Annotated in this window: 15 protein-coding genes and 2 pseudogenes; 5 read left to right on the top strand and 12 right to left on the bottom strand. The window is 66.3% G+C overall.

Annotated elements, in window-relative coordinates:
- Positions 1-8: 8 nt before the first annotated feature.
- Complete coding sequence (gene bhcD, locus ROSELON_RS00645) at positions 9-974, top strand: iminosuccinate reductase BhcD (RefSeq protein ID WP_025310535.1); 966 nt, start codon at positions 9-11, stop codon at positions 972-974.
- A 149-nt stretch (positions 975-1,123) separates the two neighbouring features.
- On the opposite strand, the gene ROSELON_RS00650 is transcribed toward bhcD, so the two are convergent.
- Together ROSELON_RS00650 and puuE are read right to left on the bottom strand one after the other, a co-directional pair.
- On the bottom strand, positions 1,124-1,603 hold the full coding sequence (locus ROSELON_RS00650; protein WP_025310536.1) for an ureidoglycolate lyase: 480 nt from the start codon (positions 1,601-1,603) through the stop codon (positions 1,124-1,126).
- Positions 1,600-3,009: an allantoinase PuuE gene (gene puuE / locus ROSELON_RS00655; RefSeq protein ID WP_025310537.1), complete on the bottom strand. Its 1,410-nt coding sequence runs from the start codon at positions 3,007-3,009 to the stop codon at positions 1,600-1,602. The genes ROSELON_RS00650 and puuE overlap by 4 nt, the downstream gene beginning before the upstream one ends.
- A 112-nt stretch (positions 3,010-3,121) precedes the next feature.
- Here puuE and uraH point away from each other — a divergent pair, with 112 nt between their 5' ends.
- On the top strand, positions 3,122-3,478 hold the full coding sequence (gene uraH, locus ROSELON_RS00660; protein WP_025310538.1) for a hydroxyisourate hydrolase: 357 nt from the start codon (positions 3,122-3,124) through the stop codon (positions 3,476-3,478).
- Here uraH and ROSELON_RS00665 read toward each other — a convergent pair.
- Positions 3,463-3,927: a nucleoside deaminase gene (locus ROSELON_RS00665; protein WP_038650013.1), complete on the bottom strand. Its 465-nt coding sequence runs from the start codon at positions 3,925-3,927 to the stop codon at positions 3,463-3,465. The genes uraH and ROSELON_RS00665 overlap by 16 nt on opposite strands.
- Positions 3,928-3,979: 52 nt before the next feature.
- On the opposite strand from ROSELON_RS00665, the gene ROSELON_RS00670 reads away from it, so the two are divergent.
- Positions 3,980-4,822: a pseudouridine synthase gene (locus ROSELON_RS00670; RefSeq protein ID WP_025310540.1), complete on the top strand. Its 843-nt coding sequence runs from the start codon at positions 3,980-3,982 to the stop codon at positions 4,820-4,822.
- Here the strand turns inward: ROSELON_RS00670 and ROSELON_RS00675 are convergent.
- The 3 genes and pseudogenes from ROSELON_RS00675 to ftsY form a co-directional block, all read right to left on the bottom strand.
- The gene (locus ROSELON_RS00675; protein WP_025310541.1) at positions 4,797-5,417 is read right to left on the bottom strand and encodes an inner membrane-spanning protein YciB; all 621 of its coding nucleotides are present in this window, start codon (positions 5,415-5,417) and stop codon (positions 4,797-4,799) included. The genes ROSELON_RS00670 and ROSELON_RS00675 overlap by 26 nt on opposite strands.
- Before the next feature lie 10 nt (positions 5,418-5,427).
- A pseudogene (locus ROSELON_RS00680) lies at positions 5,428-6,329 on the bottom strand (EamA family transporter).
- 67 nt (positions 6,330-6,396) lie between these two features.
- Positions 6,397-7,639 (bottom strand): annotated as a pseudogene (ftsY, locus tag ROSELON_RS00685) (signal recognition particle-docking protein FtsY).
- Between the two features lie 137 nt (positions 7,640-7,776).
- Here ftsY and ROSELON_RS00690 point away from each other — a divergent pair.
- Positions 7,777-8,673, top strand: a complete 897-nt coding sequence (locus ROSELON_RS00690; RefSeq protein ID WP_245605386.1) for a fatty acid desaturase — start codon at positions 7,777-7,779, stop codon at positions 8,671-8,673.
- 31 nt (positions 8,674-8,704) lie between these two features.
- Positions 8,705-8,875: a hypothetical protein gene (locus tag ROSELON_RS18555; RefSeq protein WP_245605387.1), complete on the top strand. Its 171-nt coding sequence runs from the start codon at positions 8,705-8,707 to the stop codon at positions 8,873-8,875.
- A gap of 123 nt (positions 8,876-8,998) precedes the next feature.
- Here the strand turns inward: ROSELON_RS18555 and ROSELON_RS00695 are convergent, their stop codons facing one another.
- The 6 genes from ROSELON_RS00695 to ROSELON_RS00720 all read right to left on the bottom strand — a co-directional run bounded on the left by ROSELON_RS00695 (position 8,999) and on the right by ROSELON_RS00720 (position 13,755).
- Positions 8,999-9,838, bottom strand: coding sequence for an ATP-binding protein (locus ROSELON_RS00695; protein WP_025310542.1), 840 nt, complete (start codon positions 9,836-9,838; stop codon positions 8,999-9,001).
- Between the two features lie 8 nt (positions 9,839-9,846).
- Positions 9,847-10,716 (bottom strand): twin-arginine translocase subunit TatC, encoded by an 870-nt coding sequence (tatC, locus tag ROSELON_RS00700; RefSeq protein ID WP_038650016.1) that lies wholly within the window; start codon positions 10,714-10,716, stop codon positions 9,847-9,849.
- A complete protein-coding gene (gene tatB, locus ROSELON_RS00705; protein WP_025310543.1) occupies positions 10,713-11,261 on the bottom strand; it encodes a Sec-independent protein translocase protein TatB in 549 nt (182 codons plus the stop codon). Before tatB ends, tatC begins: the two co-directional genes overlap by 4 nt.
- 57 nt (positions 11,262-11,318) lie before the next feature.
- Positions 11,319-11,552 (bottom strand): twin-arginine translocase TatA/TatE family subunit, encoded by a 234-nt coding sequence (locus tag ROSELON_RS00710; RefSeq protein ID WP_025310544.1) that lies wholly within the window; start codon positions 11,550-11,552, stop codon positions 11,319-11,321.
- Positions 11,553-11,752: 200 nt separating this feature from the next.
- On the bottom strand, positions 11,753-12,871 hold the full coding sequence (locus tag ROSELON_RS00715) for an ABC transporter ATP-binding protein (protein ID WP_025310545.1): 1,119 nt from the start codon (positions 12,869-12,871) through the stop codon (positions 11,753-11,755).
- Between the two features lie 104 nt (positions 12,872-12,975).
- Positions 12,976-13,755 (bottom strand): SDR family oxidoreductase, encoded by a 780-nt coding sequence (locus ROSELON_RS00720; protein ID WP_025310546.1) that lies wholly within the window; start codon positions 13,753-13,755, stop codon positions 12,976-12,978.
- Positions 13,756-13,814: the final 59 nt, after the last annotated feature.

The raw sequence follows: 13,814 nt of genomic DNA on the forward strand, positions 1-13,814 counted from the left end.
TTTGTGCCATGTGGATCGTCCCAGAGGCCGCGATCGCCGATCTGGTGTCGCGCAAGGCGAGTTTCGACGCCGTGGAAAAGGTCTTTGCTGCCATGGCCGCACGGGATGCGTACAATTTCCCGGTCGTGCGCGAGGCCATCGGGCATGAAGACGCCCTTTACGGGTTCAAGGGCGGCTTCGACCGAACGGGGGGCACGTTGGGCCTGAAGGCCGGAGGATACTGGCCGCATAACCTGGAAAAACGCGGTCTCATCAACCATCAGTCGACCGTATTCCTGTTCGACCCCGACACCGGCAAACCGGCGGCGATGCTCGGAGGCAACCTGTTGACGGCGCTGCGCACGGCGGCGGCCTCGGCCGTGTCGATCCGGCATCTGGCGCGAGACGATGCCAGGGTCATCGGCATGATCGGGGCTGGCCACCAGTCGCATTTCCAACTGCGCGCAGCGGTCGAACAGATGCAGGTCGATAAGGTCATCGCCTGGAACATGCACCCCGAGATGCTCCCTAAGCTCGGCGAAACCGCCGCCGAGCTCGGCCTGCCGTTCGAGGCGGTCGATCTCGACGGCATGACCGAGGCGGATGTCATCATCACCATCACCTCCAGCTTTGCCCCCACCCTTTTGGCCCAGCACGTCGCGCCGGGCACGCATCTGGCCTGCATGGGCACGGACACCAAGGGCAAGCAGGAGGTCGAGGCCGCGCTTCTGGCGCGCGCGACGGTGTTCTGCGACGAGGTCGCGCAAAGCATCAGCATCGGCGAGGCGCAACATGCCATAGGCGACGGACTGATCTCGGACAGCGACATCGCCGAGATCGGCGCGGTGATCAACGGCACCCATCCGGGGCGTCAATCCACCGAGGAAATCACCCTTTTCGATGGCACGGGCGTGGGCCTGCAGGACCTCGCTGTTGCGGCGGCGGTTGTCGACACAGCGATCGAGAAAGGCGTCGCCATAGAGGTGGACATGTAGACCAGGGCCGGCCGCCCCCATCTTTATCCCGGCAAATATGCCGGGGGAGGCGCCGAAAGGCGACGGGGGCAGCGCCCCCCAGCCAGGAAACCGCGCGCGCGTCAGCGCGCGCGGGTCGACGCGCAGCAGCGCGGCGAAACCTCAACGGATCAAGCGATCTCGTAAGGTGTCTCGAACCAGTGTTCGTCCAGGTTCGCCTCCGCCCCGATCCGGTCTACCACCGCGAACAGCCCCGGTTCGGACAGCGGCGTGAGCACCCCGTGCCATGTCCCGCGCAAGAAATTGATGCCTTGCCCCGGAACGGTACGAAACGCCAGCGGCTCACCCGGTGCGTCGCCCTCATCCGGCGCCACAATGACAAGGAACGGGTCCAGCGTCATCGGCAGAAACGCCTGCGATCCGAGCGGATGCCGCTCGACCATACGCAGCGTGTAAGGCAAGGCACGCGCCTCGGACTTGAAGAGACTGATTCCGGCGCGCCCATCGGAGAAATCCAGCCGCGCGCAGTCGTGGAACCGGCCACAGAGCCCCTCGTTGATGATCTTGTCGGGCGCGCCCTCGGCCTCCAGCACGTCGCCGAACGGGGCGAAGGCCTCGGCCGTCAGCGGCTGGATCGCGATGCGTTTCATCCAAGCTTCTCCAACAGGCGCAGTTCGGCGATCCGTTCGACCTGTCGGCAGGCCTCGGTGAATTCGGTCGCGGTGTCATTGGCCAAGCGCCGCTCGAAGGCCGCCATGATCCCCGCCTTGTCGTGGTCACGCACGGCAATGATGAAGGGGAACCCATGCTTTGCGACATAGGCCTGGTTCAGCCGGGTGAAGGTCGCGCGTTGCTCATCCGTCAAAGCGTCGAGGCCGGCGCTGGCCTGTTCCGCCGTCGACTCGACGGTCAGGCGCTTGGCGGCGGCGAGTTTTCCGGCGAGATCGGGGTGGGCGCGCAGAACGCCTAGGCGTTCGTCTTCGCTGGCGCGACGGAACATCCGGGTGAGGGCGGAATGGACACCGCGCGCGCTGTCATGCGTCGGGCCCAGTTCCAGCGCATGGGCGCGCTCGGCAATCCAGGGGGAGTGCTCGTAGATGCCGCCGAAGGCTGCGACGAAATCCTCAAGGCTCATGGCCGAGGGGCGCTCGGCAAGCGGCGCAGGGTGGGTCGCGGCCCAATGCTCGGCGATCTGCAGGCGTGTCGCGAACCAGACGCCGTCATGGGACGCCATGTAATCCACGGCGCGTTTCAGCGCCGCCGCGCGTCCGGGCCGCCCGACCAGCCGGCAATGCAGGCCGATCGACAGCATCTTGGGCGCGCCCGCCACGCCCTCGGCATAGAGCATGTCGAAACTGTCTTTCAGATAGGCCTCGAACTGGTCGCCCGAGTTGAAGCCCTGCGGCGTGGCAAAGCGCATGTCATTGGCATCGAGCGTATAGGGCACCACCAACTGATCGCGCCCGCCGGCCCTGACCCAATAGGGGAATTCATCGGCATAGCTGTCGGCGACATAGGCAAAGCCGCCCTCCTCGGCCGCGATCTCGACCGTGTGCATGGAACAGCGCCCCGTGTACCAGCCGCGCGGGCGCTCGCCCACGACCTCGGTGTGCAGCGCGATGGCCTCGTCCATATGCGCGCGTTCCTCGGGTTTCGAGAAATCCTTGTACTCGATCCATTTCAGGCCATGACTGGCGATCTCCCAGCCAGCGCCTTTCATCGCGGCGACCTGTTCGGGCGCGCGGGCCAGTGCCGTCGCCACGCCATAGACGGTGACAGGCAGATGGCCCAGCATTCGATGCAGCCGCCAGAACCCCGCGCGCGCGCCATATTCGTAGATCGATTCCTTGTTCCAGTGGCGCTGCCCGGGCCAGGGCTCGGCGCTGACGATCTCGGACAGGAACGCCTCGGACGCCATGTCGCCATGCAGGATGTTGTTTTCGCCGCCTTCCTCATAATTCACGACGATCTGCACGGCGATCTTGGCACCGCCGGGCCAATGCGGATCGGGCGGCGTCGGGCCGTAGCCGGTGAAATCTCGGGGGTAGCGGTTCATGCGCGGGCCTCATTGTCGGACGGCTTGGTCTAGCAAGCGTGCCACCCCCGCGCCAAGCGGTTTGACGCCGCCCGCCGTTGCGCCGAAAGTGACGCCGAAACAGGAGGCGCAGATGACCGGATTTCTGACAACCCATGTCCTCGACACCGCGCGCGGCTGCCCGGCCGAGGGGCTGAAGATCGCGCTTTACCGCGTCTCGGGCAATGCGCACCGCAAGATCGCCGAGACGGTGACCAACGCCGATGGCCGCACCGATGCGCCGATCCTGCCAGCCGAGAAGTTCGAGACCGGTACATACGAACTGATCTTCTTCGCAGGCGACTACCTGCGGGACAATGGCACCGCGGGAAAAGAGCCCCTGTTCCTCGATCAGGTGCCGATCCGCTTCGGGATGAGCGACGCGGCGGCGCATTATCACGTGCCACTGCTGCTGTCGCCCTACGGGTATTCGACCTATCGCGGATCCTGATCGCGGCGCGCGGCGAAAAACACCTTGAGCAGTTGCGCGGCCTCGTCCTCGGCGATGCCGGAATAGACCTCGGGCTTCCAGTGTGCCTGTGGGTGGTCAAAGACGCGGGGGCCTTGGGCCACACCGCCCGATTTCGGATCTGCCGCTCCGTAGTAAAGCCGACCGATGCGGGCCGCCGCGATGGCACCTGCACAGGCCGGGCATGGCTCCAACGTCACCCACAGGTCGCAGTCGGTCAGCCGCTCGGACCCGAGGGTCGCGCAAGCGGCCCGGATCGCCAGCATCTCGGCATGGGCCGTCGGGTCGCGCAATTCGCGCATGCGGTTGCCTGCGCGCGCGATCACCGCGTTCCCCCGCGTCACCACCGCGCCGACGGGCACCTCGCCCCGCTTGGCGGCAGCGCGCGCCTCGGCCAGGGCCGCATGCATATGGCTGCGAAATGCACTCATGCCCCCCTGTTGCCGCTTTCCACGGCGCTGTCAAACCGCTAGGGGCAAGGGCATGACTGACGCAGAACGCATCGCCAAACGCCTCAGCCGCGCCGGCATCGCCTCGCGCCGCGAGGCCGAGCGCATGATCGAGGCCGGGCGCGTAAGCGTGAACGGCAAACGCATCGACAGCCCCGCACTGAATGTGACCGCCGCCGACCAGATCACGGTCGATGGTCAGCCCGTGGGCGAACCCGACCGCCCGCGCCTGTGGCTCTATCACAAGCCCGCGGGCCTGGTGACGACCACCTCGGACGAAAAGGGCCGCGAAACCGTGTTCGACAAACTGCCCGAGGGGATGCCACGGGTGATGAGCGTCGGGCGGCTGGATCTCAATTCCGAGGGGCTGCTTTTGCTGACCAATGACGGCGGCATCAAGCGCAAGCTGGAACTGCCCTCGACCGGATGGCTGCGGAAATACCGTGTGCGGATGAAGGGCACCCCGAAAGACACCGATTTCGAGCCGCTCAGGCGCGGGATCGAGGCCGATGGCGAGCGGTTTCAACCCATGCAGGTGAAGCTTGACCGGCAACAGGGCGCGAATGCCTGGGTCACGGTCGGCCTGCGCGAGGGCAAGAACCGCGAGATCCGCCGCGCCATGTCCGAAATCGGGTTCGAGGTGAACCGCCTGCTGCGCGTCTCTTACGGGCCGTTCCGCCTGGGCGAGTTGAAGGCGGGTGATGTCGAAGAGGTCAAGCTGCGCGTGATGGCCGACCAGTTGGGCATGCCCGAATTGCTGGAAGGCCACGCGAAACCCGCCCCGCCCAAGGGCAAACCGGGGGCAAGGCCGCGCCGCAAACCCCCATCGAAACCGCGGGGACCCCTGGGCGCTAAGCCGCCCCGTCGTCGTCGGTGATCGCGTAGCGTTCGATCAGCTTGGCCTGCGTCATGAACATGACGAACAGGAACGCGGGCAAACCGAAGGTTTCGAAGGTCACCCAGAACTCGGTCGATTGCGTGCGCCAGACGATCTCGTTGGCGATCGCCATCAGGGCAAAGGCCCCGGCGATCCGCCGTGTCAGGATCATCCAGCCTTCATCCTTCATGGGCAGCAGTTCGCCCATCAGGAATTTCAGCCAGGATTGCCCGCGCATGAGCCCGATGCCCAGCACCACCGCGAAAAAGCCGTAAACCAGCGTTGTCTTCATCTTGAAGAAGCGTTCGTCGTTCAGCCACACGGTCAGCCCGCCAAAGAACACGACCATCACCGCCGTGAAGACCTGAATCCGGCTGATCTGGCCGGTCAGTTTCCACAGCACGGCGATGGACGCCAGCAGGATCGGCACGAAACCCGCCGTCGCAATGATGAACCCGTCATAGGTGGTCCCGCCGATCGTATAGGTCACGTCCTGCATCCGCATATACGCGATGAAGAACAGGATCGGCGGCCCAAGCTCGAGCGTGAATTTTAGCCACGGATTGATCGGTTTGGGGTCTTCACCCGGTTTCATTCTCACCTCCTCAGCCCCCCAACTCGACGATCACCGCGCCCGCGGCGATCAAGGCCATGAATCCCAGCCGCACCGGCCCCACCTTTTCCTTAAGCACCAGCCAGCCGATCAGCGCGGCGAACACGGTCGAGGTTTCGCGCAGGACCGCCGCCTCGCCCACCTGGTCCAGCCGCGTCGCCAACATGATAGAGCCGAAACTGGCAAAGGCGACAAAGCCGCCAAAGACCCCGCGCAACGCCAGCGGGCCCAACGGCGGCGGGCTGTCCATGCGCCGCCAGAACGCGGCTGCGAGGAACGGGTAAAGCAGCCCGTCGATGAAAAAGAACCAGGCGAGGAAAGTGAACGGGTCTGCCGTCGCCCGGATGCCATACGCGTCGAAGGTGGTGTAGAGCGCGACAAACAAACCCGTCAGCACCGCGAACCAGAGCGCCGGCACCAGCGTGTCGCGCGCCACCGTCAGCCGCGCCATGTTGTAGAGCGCCAGGCCATAGAGCCCCGCCAACAACACCACGACCCCGCCCCACTGGACCCCAGTGAAGGTTTCGCCGAACACCAACCACGCGCCGATGATCGCAAAGAGCGGCCCGGTGCCGCGCATGACGGGATAAACGACCGTGTAGGCCCCACGCCGGTAGGATGCCAGCGCGCCCATTTGTAGAGCCCGTGAATGACGAAGACGCCCAGAAAGATGGGCCACATATGCGGCTCGGGCCATGGCACGACGAACAGCGCAAAAGGCGCGGCCATAAGGCCATAGGCCGCGTCGATCGCCCCGCGCGCCAGCAACGGGTCATGGCGTCCCTTTTGCAACGCGCCGAAAACGGCATGCAGAAAAGCCGCCGTCAGGGCCAGGACAAGGGCCACGGTCGCACCGGCCTCGGTGCCCTCGATCGAGATGATCCAATCGCTCAACCCAGCCTCGCGACGCAGCACTTCGGGGCGGAATTCCACTCACAGGGGGTGTGGATGAAACTGACCTTTATTCAACCCCAACCAAGGCGTTCGCGAAATCTTCGGGATCGAAAGATTGCAGATCGTCAATCTGCTCTCCCACCCCGATGGCATGGATCGGCAACCCGAACCGGTCGGCAAGGGCCACCAGAACACCCCCTTTGGCCGTCCCGTCCAGCTTGGTCATCACCAGTCCGGTGACATCGGCCAGCTTGCCGAACAGCTCGACCTGGTTCAGCGCGTTCTGTCCCGTCGTCGCATCCAGCACCAACAGCGTGTTATGCGGCGCGTCGGGGTCTTTCTTGCGAATGACCCGCACGATCTTCGCCAGTTCCTCCATCAGGTCGGTGCGGTTCTGCAACCGCCCGGCGGTGTCGATCATCAGCAGATCCGCGCCATCGGCCTCGGCCCGCACCATGGCGTCATAGGCGAGCGCCGCGGGGTCCGCCCCCTCGGGCGCGGTCAACACGGGCACGCCGGCCCTGTCGCCCCAGACCTGCAATTGCTCGACCGCCGCGGCGCGAAACGTGTCGCCGGCGGCGATCACAACCGATTTGCCCGCCGCCCGGAACTGGCTGGCCAGTTTGCCGATGGTCGTGGTCTTGCCCGACCCGTTCACCCCAACGACCAGAACCACCTGCGGTTTTTTTCGGATAGATCGGCAGCGGTCGGGCCACCGGGTCCATCACGGCCGCGATTTCCCTCGCGAGCAGTGTCTTGATGTCCTCGACACTCATCAACCGCCCAAGGCGTCCCTCGGCCATGTTGGCGGTGACTCGCATGGCGGTGTCGACCCCCATATCGGCGGTGATCAACAACTCTTCCAGCTGCTCCAGCATCTCGTCGTCCAGCGCCCGACGCGGGCTGCTGCTGCGCCCGACCAGGCGGCCGATCAGACCGGGCTTGCGCTCGGGCTGCTCCTGCGTGGCACTTTCGACCGGCATCGGCTCGGGGCGGGGGGGAGACGCCGGGGCAACGGGCGCCGGGGCAACGGGCACAGGCGGGTCGGCCGGCGCGTCGGGGGCAGCAGGTGCGGCACGCTCGGGCGGTGCCACTGGCGCCGGTGAAGGCGACGGCGCGGTCGGTGCGACCGGGTCCGCCTGCGTCGGCGGCGGTGTGTCGCGACGGAGCTCGGTTTCCCGTTCCTCGGGCGATGGCTCGGGCGGCACGTCCTCGGCCTCGGCACCGTCCTCGATGATGGCCTCCAGCCCTGCGTCCAGTTTCGACGAGGATTTCGTCAATCGGTCCTTGAGTTTTCGGAAAAACGACATCGACGGGGCCTTTCAGTCACGGATCACCTTGACCTAATATGCATCTCGCAGCTTGGAAAGGCCGCGCGGGGCCATCACTTTGCCCGATTGCCCCCCTAAGCGCCCCGAAGACGCCCCATGATCCAAGGTCGACAGCCATGTTGGTCATCGCACGTTACGCCTGCGCCACCCTGCCCCCCGCCCTTTTTCTGGGTCTGGGCGCCACGCTTTGGGGCGGCTTTGCCATCATCGCCCTGATCTGGCTGACGCTTTTCGCCGCGCTGCTCGACCGTCTGCTCGCGCCGCCGCGCCCCGAGGCCGACGATCACGAACCGTGGTCGGACGGGCTCTCCCTTTTGCTGGCGGTGCTCCACCTGGCCCTGTTGCCTCTGGTCCTCGTGGCCCTGACCGGCGACATGCTCGGCATTGGGCAAAAGCTCGCCCTGTTCTTTGGCACGGCCTCCTTCTTCGGCCAGGTCAGCCACCCCAATGCGCACGAACTCATCCACCGCCGCCCCCGGCTTTACCGCGCCCTGGGCGCAGCGGTCTATGTGTCTGTCGGGTTCGGGCATCACGTGTCGGCGCACCGCCTTGTCCACCACCGATTTGTCGGAACGGCCGACGACCCCAACACCCCGCAACCGGGGGAAAGCTACTGGGCCTACCTGCCGCGCGCCTGGACGGGCTCGTTTCGCGCCGGACTGTCACAAGAGCAGCAGCGCCTCACCCGGCGCGGAAAGGCGCCGAGGGGCATCGAAAACCCGTACTGGATCTGGTCCGGCGGGGCCTTGGCCTGTTTGGGCGCCGCGGCCTGGCTGGGCGGAGTGGCGACCGCCCTCCTGTTGCTGGCGCTCTGGGGGCTGACCGGCGCGCAGATCCTGCTCAGCGACTACATCCAGCACTACGGGCTGCGTCGCCTGACACTGACCAACGGACGGCTGGAACCGGTGGCGCCTCACCACAGCTGGAATGCCCCGCGCGGGTTCAGCAGCTATCTGATGATGAATCGCCCCCGCCCATTCCGAACATCACATGCACCCAGACCGCCCCTATGACCGCCTCGACCCCGCGGCGGAGGTCCCGATGATGCCCTGGTCCGTTCCGATCATGGCGATGCTGGCGACATCGCCCCCGGCCTGGCGACGCGTGATGGATCGCCGCGCCCAACGCGTGATGCAGGCCGCCGAGCTGCGGCTCACGGCAGGCCGCGCCCATCCCGGCGGCGGGCCCGCAAATGGCCCGAGCCTGCGCGCCTGATCGCCCCTTCATCTTGGCCAGAAAACTCCGGGGGATGCCGCCCGTCAGGGCGGCACGGGGGCAGAGCCCCCGCACCTGAGCGCAGCGAGGCGAGGGGAACGCGGCGCAAGCCGCTCCGCCAGGTCAGAGGCGCACGCCCTGCCGCCCGGCCAGATCCGTGAAATACTGCCATGCCACCCGGCCCGAGCGTGCCCCGCGCGTGGCCTGCCACTCGATCGCTTCGGCTCGCAGTTGATCCTCGGGCACGTCCACGCCATAGGCGTCACAATAGCCGCGAATGATGGCCAGGTACTCGTCCTGCGAACAGGGATGAAACCCCAGCCACAGGCCGAAGCGATCCGACAGCGACACCTTTTCCTCGACCGCCTCGGACGGGTTGATCGCCGAGGAGCGCTCGTTTTCGATCATGTCACGCGGCATCAGATGGCGCCGGTTCGAGGTGGCATAGAACAACACGTTCTCGGGGCGGCCCTCGACCCCGCCATCCAGCACCGCCTTGAGCGACTTGTAGTGCTGGTCGTCATGGGAAAAGGACAGGTCGTCGCAAAACAGGATCACGCGACAGGGGGCCGCCCGCAACAGCGTCAGCAGACGCCCGATCGAGGGCAGGTCCTCGCGTTGCATCTCGACAAGGGCAAGTCCGGCCGCCTCGGCCCGAACCGCGCCGTGCACCGCCTTGACCAGAGAGCTTTTGCCCATGCCCCGTGCGCCCCAGAGCAGCGCATTGTTGGCGGGCAGTCCGCGCGCGAACTGACGGGTGTTCTGCACCAGGGTGTCGCGCGCCCGGTCCACCCCCAGCAGCAGGCGCAGATCGACCCGGTTGACGCGCGGCACGGGGTCCAGCCTGTCGGGATCGGCGTGCCAGACAAAGGCCTCGGCCGCGTCCCAGTCGGGCGCACGCGCGGGCGGAGGGCGCAAGCGCTCCAAAGCCTCGGCAATACGGGTCAGGGTTTCGTCCGACATCACGCGGGTCAGAGCTCTTCATCCTCGTCGAGGATCCCCTCGGCGCGCAGACGCCGCAGGCGCTGACGCTCGACCATGCGGACCAGCCAGATCGAGATCTCGTAGAGTCCATAGACCACCACGAACAGGATGACCTGGGTGATCACATCCGGCGGCGTCACCAGCGCGGCCAGCGTCAGGATGCCGACCACGGCGTATTTGCGCACATTGCCCAGCCCCTCGGCCGTAACCAGGCCGGCTTTGCCCAGCAGGGTCAGCAGAACCGGCAACTGGAAACACAGTCCGAAGGCGAAGATGAATTTCAGGGCCAGGTCCAGCGACTCGCGCACCGAGCCAAGGAAAACGGTCTGCAATTCCGTGTTGGCCGCCGCGTCGGGGTTCGAGAATGTGCCGTCGCCCGCGATCAGGTTGGCCAGCGCCGGGATCGCGTCGGAAAACCCGATGAAGAAATTCATCGCCAGCGGCGTGACGACATAATGCGCAAAGGACGCGCCCATCAGGAACAGGACGGGCGAGGCGATCAGGAAGGGCAGAATGGCCGATTGTTCCGATCGGTAAAGCCCCGGCGCCACGAAGCGCCACAGCTGATGCGCGATCACCGGAAAGCTGACCGCGAAGCCCATCACGATCGAAATGCGGATCAGGACGAAGAATTTTTCCTGCGGCGCGGTGAAGATCAGGCGCGCGTCTTCGCCCCGCGATCGCAGCACCTCGGCCAGCGGCGTCGATATGAAGTTCAGGATCGGATCGGCCACGGTGAAACAGGCGACCATCGCCACCACGAAGGCCAGCACCGAGCGGATCAGGCGCGTGCGCAACTCGGCCAGATGCTCGATCAGGGGGGCCGAGCTGTCTTCGATCTGGTCTTCGGCGCTCATGTCTTGTCAGTTCCGGTTCTGGCCGGGCCCGGCGCGGGGTCTTCGGCGGGGGCGGCCGCACCAACCTCGGCGGCGGGCGCCGGCTCGGGGCGCGGGGGCGGGTCGGCCATGTCCGCCTCCATCTCGGCGGCGGCGGCATCGATCCCGGCGACCTTTGCCTCGCGCGCCTTGCGGGCGGCCTCGGCCTTGTCGGCCAGTTCCTGTTTCCGGGCGGCCTGCTTCTCGGCGATGATACGCGTGTTCGACCCTTCGGCATATTTCGACGGGTCCAGATCGACGTCTTCGAACGCTTCGTTCAGCGCATCCATCCCCATCTTGCGCGGGTTGGTGAACTTGGCCGCGCTCTTGAGATCGCGGTTGATCTCGGACATGCCGGTCTCGTCCGCCGCCTCATCCATGGCGCGCTGGAAATCCTTGGCCATCGCCCGCACCTTGCCGGTGATCTGCCCCAGACGGCGAAACATCATGGGCAGGTCCTTGGGGCCGACGACGATCAGCGCGACGACCCCGATGACCAATAATTCCATCCAGCCGATGTCAGGCATGGCCGAGGCCCCTCAATGAAGCGATCCGATGCACGATGGCGCTATAAGGGACGGACGTCAGGCGTTGTCGCGGCGTTCGGCCTCGGCGGGCGTCACGTCACGGGCAGCGGCGCCATCGGCCGTCTCGGTCTGCTCCTCGATCTCTTCGGTCGAGTCCTTGACCCCCTTCTTGAAGGCCGTGATCCCCTTGCCGACTTCGCCCATCAGGCCCGCGATCTTGCCGCGCCCGAAGAGCACCAGCACCACGACGGCGATCAGCAGCAGGCCGGCCGGTCCGATATTGTTGAGCATTTCGATCTCCCTTTGCGTGTATGCGGCGCGTCACACGCCGTGGCACACACCGTGTCTCACTATTCCTATCCCATAGGTATGGACTCCGACCGGGAGATCAAAGCCCAAAAACGCGGGCGCATGTCAATTACCGGCTGACAGGTGCCTGCCGCAAGGGCCCGGTCGGGAATGGGCGGAATTGGCGCAGGGGCCCGCCACGATCAGGCGGTGACGGGAAAAACGAAACAGCGATCGCGCCGCACCGACAGCCACAGCGGCGTGCCCGGCTTGGGCAGAAAGACACCCGGCACGGTGGCCTTCAGGCGGCCGCCATCGAAATCCATCCGGAACTCGACTAGGCTTTCATGCCCCATGAAGCGCGCACGCTCGACCAACCCGCGGGCCGGCACCCCGTCTTGCGGGGTCGGGTTGGGGCCACTGCCGTGGCGGTCGAAGTCCAGCTTCACGTGCTGCGGGCGAAAGACGATCTCGACCTCGGTGCCATCGCCCACCCCGGGGGCAAGGAACTGGCCGAACACGGTATCGGTCAGCAACCCGGTCACGCGCCCCCGGATCACGTTGATATCGCTGAAGAACGCCGCCGCGGCCTTGTCGCAGGGCGCGTTGTAGATGTTGTAGGGCGCGCCTTTCTGCACGATCTGGCCGTCCCGCATCAGCGCGATCTGATCGGCCATGCGCATCGCCTCTTCGGGTTCGTGCGTCACCAGCACGACCGCCGTGCCCTCTTCCTTGAGCAGTTGCAGCGTCTCGTCGCGGATGCCGTCGCGCAGGCGGTTGTCGAGGCCGGAAAACGGCTCGTCCATCAGCATGATGCGCGGGCGCGGCGCAAGGGCGCGGGCCAGGGCCACGCGCTGCTGCTCGCCCCCCGACAGCATATGCGGGGTCTTGTCGGCATATCCCACCAGGTCGACCCGTTCCAGCAACTCGCCGACGCGGGCCTGCACCCTGGCCTTCGGGCCGCGCAGACCGAAACTGACGTTCTGACCGACGGTCAGGTGCGGAAACAGGGCGAAATCCTGAAAGATCAGGCCGATGCCCCGCGCCTCGGGCGGGGTCGAGAACACCTCGTTGCACAGCATCTTGCCATCGGCATGCACGCTGCCCGCGCTTTGCCGCTCTATCCCGGCGATCACGCGCAGGGTGGTGGATTTGCCACAGCCCGACGGACCCAAAAGGCACATGATCTCGCCCGGCGCGACGCGAAACGACACGTCGCGCACGACCTCGCGGCCATCGAAGACGCAGGACAGATGCGCAACCTCGAGGCGCGGGGCCTGGGCGGTCGTCTCGCCGGGCGCAGTGGGGGTGTCGAGGCTCACGATGGGGCAAATCCGATCAATTCCGTCAGGCAAGGCAGGTAGCAGCCGGGGCACACGGTTTCAAGCCACCCCGCCCCGGCCCCACGGCCCGGCCGCACCCACGATCAGATGGTCGCGTTGGTCTGACCGCCATCGAGCAGGATGTTCTGGCCCACGATGAACCCCGCATGTTGCGAGCACAGGAAGGCGCACATCGCCCCGAACTCGGATGTCGTGCCATAGCGCCCCGAGGGGATGGCCGACAGGCGGATCTTGCGCGCCTCTTGCATCGAAACGCCCTGCGCCTCGGACACGCCCTTTTCAAGGGCGAAGATGCGGTCGGTATCATGCGAGCCCGGCAACAGGTTGTTGATGTTCACGCCCTTGCCCGCCACCTGCCGCGCGGTTCCGGCCACGAACCCCGTCAAACCCGCGCGGGCGGAATTCGACAGCCCCAGCGCCGGGATCGGCGCCTTGACCGATTGCGAGGTGATGTTGACCACACGGCCCCAGCCCTGGTCGATCATGCCGGGCAGCAGCGCCGTCATCAGAGCGATGGGCGTCAACATGTTGGCCTCGAGCGCCTTGATAAAATCGTCATGCCCCCAGTCCGACCACAGGCCCGGCGGCGGCCCGCCCGCATTGGTCACCAGGATGTCCAACGCCCCCGCGGCCTCGAGCACCTCGCGGCGGCCGTCTTCGCTGGTGATATCGGCGGCCACGGTCGTGACATCGACCCCGTGGGCGCTGCGAATGGCCTCGGCGGTCGCCTCGAGCGCCTCGGCCCCGCGGGCGTTCAGAACCAGATCGACGCCCGCTTCGGCCAGGGCCTCGGCACAGCCGCGACCCAGCCCTTTCGACGACGCGCAGACCAGCGCCCGACGCCCCTTGATACCCAGATCCATCCGTTCTCTCCCTGCGTTATGATGCCTGTCACGCCCGTGACCTAACAGCCCGTGCGCCC

The sequence above is a fragment of the Roseibacterium elongatum DSM 19469 genome, from assembly GCF_000590925.1.
In the GTDB taxonomy this organism is placed as follows: Bacteria; Pseudomonadota; Alphaproteobacteria; order Rhodobacterales; family Rhodobacteraceae; genus Roseibacterium; species Roseibacterium elongatum.

Excerpts from the sequence above, each read along its gene's own strand:
- tatC (WP_038650016.1), bottom strand. The coding sequence starts at position 10,716 with ATGAGCGCCGAAGACCAGATCGAAGACAGCTCGGCCCCCCTGATCGAG.
- ROSELON_RS00670 (WP_025310540.1), top strand. The coding sequence starts at position 3,980 with ATGACTGACGCAGAACGCATCGCCAAACGCCTCAGCCGCGCCGGCATC.
- ROSELON_RS18555 (WP_245605387.1), top strand. The coding sequence starts at position 8,705 with ATGCCCTGGTCCGTTCCGATCATGGCGATGCTGGCGACATCGCCCCCG.
- ROSELON_RS00720 (WP_025310546.1), bottom strand. The coding sequence starts at position 13,755 with ATGGATCTGGGTATCAAGGGGCGTCGGGCGCTGGTCTGCGCGTCGTCG.
- puuE (WP_025310537.1), bottom strand. The coding sequence starts at position 3,009 with ATGAACCGCTACCCCCGAGATTTCACCGGCTACGGCCCGACGCCGCCC.
- bhcD (WP_025310535.1), top strand. The coding sequence starts at position 9 with ATGTGGATCGTCCCAGAGGCCGCGATCGCCGATCTGGTGTCGCGCAAG.
- ROSELON_RS00710 (WP_025310544.1), bottom strand. The coding sequence starts at position 11,552 with ATGCTCAACAATATCGGACCGGCCGGCCTGCTGCTGATCGCCGTCGTG.
- ROSELON_RS00650 (WP_025310536.1), bottom strand. The coding sequence starts at position 1,603 with ATGAAACGCATCGCGATCCAGCCGCTGACGGCCGAGGCCTTCGCCCCG.
- tatB (WP_025310543.1), bottom strand. The coding sequence starts at position 11,261 with ATGCCTGACATCGGCTGGATGGAATTATTGGTCATCGGGGTCGTCGCG.
- uraH (WP_025310538.1), top strand. The coding sequence starts at position 3,122 with ATGACCGGATTTCTGACAACCCATGTCCTCGACACCGCGCGCGGCTGC.
- ROSELON_RS00690 (WP_245605386.1), top strand. The coding sequence starts at position 7,777 with ATGTTGGTCATCGCACGTTACGCCTGCGCCACCCTGCCCCCCGCCCTT.
- ROSELON_RS00695 (WP_025310542.1), bottom strand. The coding sequence starts at position 9,838 with ATGTCGGACGAAACCCTGACCCGTATTGCCGAGGCTTTGGAGCGCTTG.
- ROSELON_RS00665 (WP_038650013.1), bottom strand. The coding sequence starts at position 3,927 with ATGAGTGCATTTCGCAGCCATATGCATGCGGCCCTGGCCGAGGCGCGC.
- ROSELON_RS00675 (WP_025310541.1), bottom strand. The coding sequence starts at position 5,417 with ATGAAACCGGGTGAAGACCCCAAACCGATCAATCCGTGGCTAAAATTC.